The 5,862-nt window shown below is 66.1% G+C and carries 6 protein-coding genes and 2 pseudogenes; all 8 read right to left on the minus strand.

Features of this window, described 5'->3' with window-relative positions; all coding sequences use genetic code 11:
• Window positions 1–419: pseudogene (locus tag ACWEBX_RS36680) on the minus strand (hypothetical protein); the annotation flags it as partial.
• A gap of 215 nt (window positions 420–634) precedes the next feature.
• The gene (locus tag ACWEBX_RS36685) at window positions 635–1,291 is read right to left on the minus strand and encodes a hypothetical protein (protein ID WP_451889075.1); all 657 of its coding nucleotides are present in this window, start codon (window positions 1,289–1,291) and stop codon (window positions 635–637) included.
• A 271-nt stretch (window positions 1,292–1,562) separates the two neighbouring features.
• On the minus strand, window positions 1,563–2,219 hold the full coding sequence (locus ACWEBX_RS36690) for a hypothetical protein (RefSeq protein ID WP_451889076.1): 657 nt from the start codon (window positions 2,217–2,219) through the stop codon (window positions 1,563–1,565).
• Window positions 2,220–2,393: 174 nt separating this feature from the next.
• Window positions 2,394–3,080, minus strand: a complete 687-nt coding sequence (locus tag ACWEBX_RS36695; protein ID WP_451889077.1) for a hypothetical protein — start codon at window positions 3,078–3,080, stop codon at window positions 2,394–2,396.
• Between the two features lie 20 nt (window positions 3,081–3,100).
• Window positions 3,101–3,724 carry a hypothetical protein gene (locus tag ACWEBX_RS36700; protein ID WP_451889078.1) on the minus strand — a complete coding sequence of 208 codons (624 nt, stop codon included), beginning with the start codon at window positions 3,722–3,724 and terminating at the stop codon, window positions 3,101–3,103.
• A 91-nt stretch (window positions 3,725–3,815) separates the two neighbouring features.
• Window positions 3,816–5,105, minus strand: coding sequence for a hypothetical protein (locus tag ACWEBX_RS36705; RefSeq protein ID WP_451889079.1), 1,290 nt, complete (start codon window positions 5,103–5,105; stop codon window positions 3,816–3,818).
• On the minus strand, window positions 5,102–5,419 hold the full coding sequence (locus ACWEBX_RS36710) for a hypothetical protein (RefSeq protein WP_451889080.1): 318 nt from the start codon (window positions 5,417–5,419) through the stop codon (window positions 5,102–5,104). The genes ACWEBX_RS36705 and ACWEBX_RS36710 overlap by 4 nt, the downstream gene beginning before the upstream one ends.
• 44 nt (window positions 5,420–5,463) lie before the next feature.
• A pseudogene (locus tag ACWEBX_RS36715) lies at window positions 5,464–5,862 on the minus strand (hypothetical protein); the annotation flags it as partial.

Genomic DNA, 5,862 nt, shown 5'->3' on the forward strand with positions numbered 1-5,862 from the left:
GGCAGATTCACCTTCGTCGTCCCCGCCGGAGCCAGGTCCACCTTCGTCGACGGCACCCGTATCTCCGCGTACGCGAGCTGCGCCAGCATCTCCGGGGTGATCGCCTCCGGAGCATCCGCCGGCGGGGCCTCCCCCGTGTCCACCCAGAAGATGCCCTTGGTGCACTTCAGCGCACCGGGGTCGCCCTCACGGCCCGGCGTGACGTACGAGTCCCACCAATACCCCTCGCCGGTCTTGGCCTTGTTGAAGTCCTTGGCCTCGCCGCCGTTGACGTACTTGTCACGCTGGGTCTGGTCCCACTGGGAACCGGTGGACTCGGCGTTCCAGATGGGCTCCAGGTACTTCTGCAGCTCGTCCGGCGTGTACTTCGGAGCGTAGTAGCAGGCGGGCGGGGTCCAGTCCCCGGAGGAAGAGGTCACCGGCCCGGAGGAGTCCCCCGACCCGTTCTTGGACCGATCGAACACAACAGCGCCGGCTGTGGCAGTGAGGTTGCCCTTGCCGTCCGAGTCACCCGATGCATTGGAGCCTGATCCGTTGGTGCTACCACCGTGCCCATATCCCGCGAAGGCTTGGGTCGAACCGATGATCACAGCAGCACAAGCTATGACTGCAACTACTGCGGACTTCCGATGCTTCAGGACTGGCATGCGATGCTCCCCCGCTGCGATGTCAGCTTCTCCGTAACCCAGACACCCTGCTTGTTGACCCGAAGAAGGCTGCTGTAGAGGACGTAGTTGTCCTTCGACTTCGGAGTCACCTCCGTCTTGCCCGTCTTCAAGCTCTTGTTGTACGCCTTGTTCTGGTCTTCACAGTAGACAAGGCCTGCCGTCCCATCAGAGTTGATCGCCACCTTCGAGTCGTAGTAGCGCTTCGCCCCTGTGATGCGGTCCTTGTAGTCCACGAACTCCTGAATGAACTTCTGACTCCCGGCTGCTGCCGTGCCATCGGAGTAAAAGCGGTAGGCATTGTGCAGCGGGTTCTGCACGGCAATCGCCATGTCCACAGCCTTGATGAACTGCTCACTGTCGCTCAGCACCGCATCCTTGTTCTTGTCGCCCGTCTTGGGCCACTCGAACGTGTAGGTGAGATCCGACGGCAGCTCGATCTTGGGTCGGCCGGTCGATAGCGTCGCGCTTGGGCTGGGTGTGGCCGACGCCTTGTCTCCGGTGTCCGCGCCGGCGATCTTGTCGTTGGCCTTCGGCTTGTCACCACCCCCGCCGCACGCGGACAGAAGCAGCGCGGCTGACGCTCCGACAGCGGCTGTGGCAAGCAGGCGGGAACGGCGGTTCACGGCGGACTCCTGAGCGGCGTGGGGTGCGGAAGGGCACCAACACGCTAGCGGCGGCCTGTGCGACGACACCAGCGCGAACGGTGCCAACCCAGTAACAGTGGTTACCCATAGAGGCCCATAGCGTGACCAACTGGCGCTCCGGCAGCGGCGATTGAGCGCAAGCTACCGAGATGGCGCTTCGCCCGGTTGCTGTCCGCAAAGCTCACGGCCTGTCAAAACCGGCCGGCCGTGAGAACCCTCGCCGACAGAGCGGCACGACCGGTGTTCGTCGCTAAGGCTGGCACTGAGCCGCCCCCCTGGTGGAAATGATCTGCGATGTCTGCCACACGCCTTCTGAGCTCTTGTCCAAGCGCGTGTTGTAGAGGACGTAGCTGTTCTTGGTGGCCGGGGTCCTGTTGACCTTGTTGGTCTTCTTATCCTTTGCGTAGCCCCTGCTCTCGTCCGCGCAGAACGTGAGCGAGGCGGAGGTCTTGCCGTTGAGGGTCACGGTCCGGTCGTAGTACCGCGCCTCACCCGTGAGGGTGGAGCCCGCCTCCTTGAACTGATTGACCCAGGTCAACGCGGCTTCGAGAGCCTTGCCGGTGTTGTAGTACCCGATCGCCTCACCCTTGGGGTCCGTCCCGGCGATCGCCGCGTCCACAGCCCGCATGCGCTCCGCGCTGTCGGCCAGGACGGCGTCCTTGATCTCGTCGCCGGTCTTCGACCCTTCGAAGGTCAGGGTGAGATCCGACGGAAGCTCGATCTTCGGCCGGCCGGTGGATGGCGTCCCGCTCGCGCTGGGTGCGGCCGACACCTTCTCCCCGGCGTCCGCGTCGGCAGCCTTGCCATTGCCCTTCGACTCGTCACCACCCCCGCCGCACCCGGACAGGAGCAGCGCCGCTGACGCTCCGACAACGGCTGTGGCAAGCAGACGGGAGCGGCAGTTCACAGCGGTCTCCTGAGCGGCTTGGGATGCGGAAGGCACCAACACGCTAACCGGGGCCTGTGCGACGACACCAACGTGAACGGTGTCAACCCAGTCACAGTGGCTGACCACAGGCACTCATGTGGCCAACTTGCCCGCTGACGGATTTGATTGAGTGGGATCTGCCGGGACAGCGACTCACCCGGTTGCTGTCCGCAAAGCTTCCGGCCCCTCGAAGCCGGTCATCGTCGCGATCCGGCGGAGGATCACCCGGTACTGCTCACGCCGCCCGACGGCGGTCGTGCTCAGCGTGAACACGGCCAGACGCCTGCAGTCCGGATGCGGCAGGTGGGCGTGGAACTGGACCAAGGGTGTCCGAGGAAGTCCTTCGACCGCGCCGGGGGTGCGGACGGTCTCGCTGAACGTGACCGGCCCGCAGGGGAGTTCGGTGTACTCGATGACCGCCTGCGCGTCGAGTCCGCTCACCGCGCGGGCGGCCGTGACGGCTCGCGGCGCCACCGCCGTGGTCCGCCAGGAGACGGTGAAGAACGACAGCAACGGCCCGCAGCCGGTCCCGGCCCCCTCGTCGACGTCATCCCGGTGCAACCCGATCGAGCAATGAACGGTTCCCTCCTCCCTCAACGCAGCGAGCAGTTGCTGCCCTTGAGCGAATTGGGCGATGAACTGCTGCCGTACCGCCTTGTCGGGAGCCGCCTGGAGGAACGGCGCGAGGGTGGTACGCAGATCGTCTGCCGCCGGGGAGTCCGGTGCGGGAAGCAGCGCGTCGAGAGGCACCGCGGTGAAGCCGGCGGGCTCCGCGAACCAGATGTCCGCGTCGGGGTCTTCCGCCGAATCGGCGACGGTGAAGCGGGGGGCCGTGGTCATCGGATCCTGCCCGGTACGAGTCAGTGGGGATGCGAGTGCGGGCGCACCGCGTCGGGGACATGGGCACCGGAACGACGGGCCCGTTCGAGGGCGGCCGGGCTCGCGTTCCAGTCGGTCGGCTCGATGCCGCGGCGGCCCGTGGCCGTGCGCTGATAGAGCAGGTGCAGCCGCTTGGGGGCCTCGCCCTTTCGCCGGGAAGCCGCGATGACGGCGATGAAACGGGGGTCACCGGCGAACCAGAGCGGCTCGATCTCCGCCTTCAGCTCCGGTTTCGTCCGAGCGGTACCGAACCTTCGCATCCACCAGAAGGTACGCATACCGGAAAGAAACAGCAGCGGAATCCGCTCCCCCGGCTCCTCAGGATTGGGCAGCTCCAGCCACATCTCGTCCTCTTCGACCGACGGATGCCGGTTCCGCCCCCGGGGCACATCGGTCAGGAATTGCCAGGGGTACTGCCAGAGCACGCGCTGAATGTAGATGGAGGGCCGGATGTAGGCGAGTTGGAGGACGGCTCGGAAGGTCGCATACCCCAGGAGGGGGACGAAGAGCGGGGTGAACCCCGGCGACAGAAACACCACCAGGACAGCCAACGAGCCGATCCAGACGGCGATCCAGCCCACCAAACGCAGAACGAGCAAGATCAAGTGCTTTACGAAGGCCCTTCTGGTCGGGGGGTGGTCCCATGCGGTCGTGTACTCGGTCGGAGCCATGCGGTGTCTACTCTCTGTTCGGAAATCAGAAGACGTGCCGGGCGATATCGACAAGACCTCCGACGTCGAGGCCAAGCCTGGCGCCATCGATGGTCGCCACCGAGCCGTCCTTGATCCCGTCGTCGGTGTCCACCGCGGTCATGGCGAGGCCAACGCCCGCGGTGCCGACACCCACCGAAGCCGAGGTGACCTCAATCCCTTTCGTGATCTGCGCCGCTCTGGCGCCGCGAACCGTAAAACCGAGCAGCGCATTGTCCAAGCTCGAAATGGATTTCGAGTGCTCCATGGTGCTGCTCCCGACTCGGACGGCCCGTTGCCCCAGAGAAAGTGCTTCACCCGTCTCGCTCGCGGCCCGAATCCCAACCGCAGCGCCCTTACCCACGGCGGCAATGCCGGGGATCATGCCTAGAGCGTCACCCCCGACAGTCACGAGGTTGCTCCAAAAGTCGGTGTCGAGCTCCCCCTTGGCAAAGCCGTCTCGCAACGATGCCCACACCGTGGGGTGCGCGGAGACTCGGATGGTCAATGACGTCGCACTCAAGGCCGACGCAACCAGCAGCAACACCGCAGCCAACGTCCCACCCGACACAACGAACAACGCAACCAAGCCGATCACCGCCCCCAGCGTGCTCAAGATGTCCGGCAGGTTCTCGATGACCCAGTCGAGTGCCGAGTCGAACCAACCCGGCTCATGCGGCGCCAGCTTCTTCGTGGCGTCGCGGATCTTTCCGGCGCGCAGCCGGGCCCGTTGCTCGTGTTCCTCGGCGAGTTCACGCGCCGTCCTGCGAATCCTGCGCAGAGCGTCCTCGGCATCGTCCACCGCCGTTTTGGCCTTGGTCAGTGCCTTCCGCGCCTCGTCGTGCGCGGCGCCCTTCCCTTCCAGGTCGGGGCTGTCACCCGCCTTCGTGGCGTGGCCCTTCGCCCGGTCCAGGTCGACCTGGGCGTCCTTCGCGTCCTGTTCGAGTCGCTTCGCCCGACGCTGGAAGTCGTCGAGTTCGCCTTCCCAGCGGTCGAGTTGTCCGGCCGCCTTTCGGATGGAGTGCGCCGCGTTCTTCAGGTTCAGGGGAAGCGGTCCTCCGTCCAACTGCTCTCGGAAGGCGACGGCCGCGTCGCCCTTCCAGTAGCTGCCGTCCATCAGCCTGGTGACGAGCCCATGCGTCTCCTCAAGAACCTGCGCGCACCCCGTGAGCTTCTTGCGGAGGCCGTTCACGGCCTCCGTACTGCCCGGCACCGGATTGAACCCGAGATGCAGGTAGTCGGGGTGGGGGATGCGCGAGTCGAGCGCCGCCCCCGTGTCCTCGGCCGTGTACGTCACCTCGTACCGCCGCCCCTGCCGTTCCCGGCCTTCCTCAGAGCCTGCTCCAAAGCCCTGTCCACCTCGCGGTAGCTGTCCCGGCTCTTCCCGATGATCTTGGCCAGGTCCTCGGTCTGCTCGCCGATCTGGTCGGCCCCGCACTTCCAGTTGTCCTGGAACTCCTCGCAGGCACAGTCGAGATCGTCCGTTCCCAGACCTGCGACCGTGGCGTCCCTCAACGCCCTGCGCAGGCCCTGCAACGACTCGGTCGACTTGCCGAGCATCTTCATGAAGTGCGACAGCTCATCACCGTCGACAGCCAACCGCTCCGCCACGCCCTCTGCTCTTTCCGGATCTCAGGGAGTCCGTGGAGCCGGACTCAGCGGTTGATGGACTGGATCTCCTGCACGACGACGTCCTGGCCGGCCCCGAAGGTGCCGTCCGGAAGGTCCCGCGGCTCGGGTATGCCGGTGCCCGTCCAGTGGATCCGCCAGGTGAGGGTGGCTTGTAGCCGGTAGGAGCCGGCGCCCGAGGAACGCAGGTACCGCAGCCCGCACGGGGGCGTCTCCCCGGCTTTGCCCTTGGCGTACGCCTCGCCGATGCGGTCGCCCGTGATCTCGCAGACGCCCGACGCGGGATGCGTCTGCGCGTCCGCCGTACCGGGCTCGATCCGCAGGGAGACCGGCTCCGCCGTCGTCGTCGCCGTCACATTCAGCAGCGGCACCGACGCCGTCACCGACACCGGCTTGAACTTCGCCGTGTCCAGCCACGCCCACGT

Source organism: Streptomyces sp. NPDC005070, from assembly GCF_053600395.1.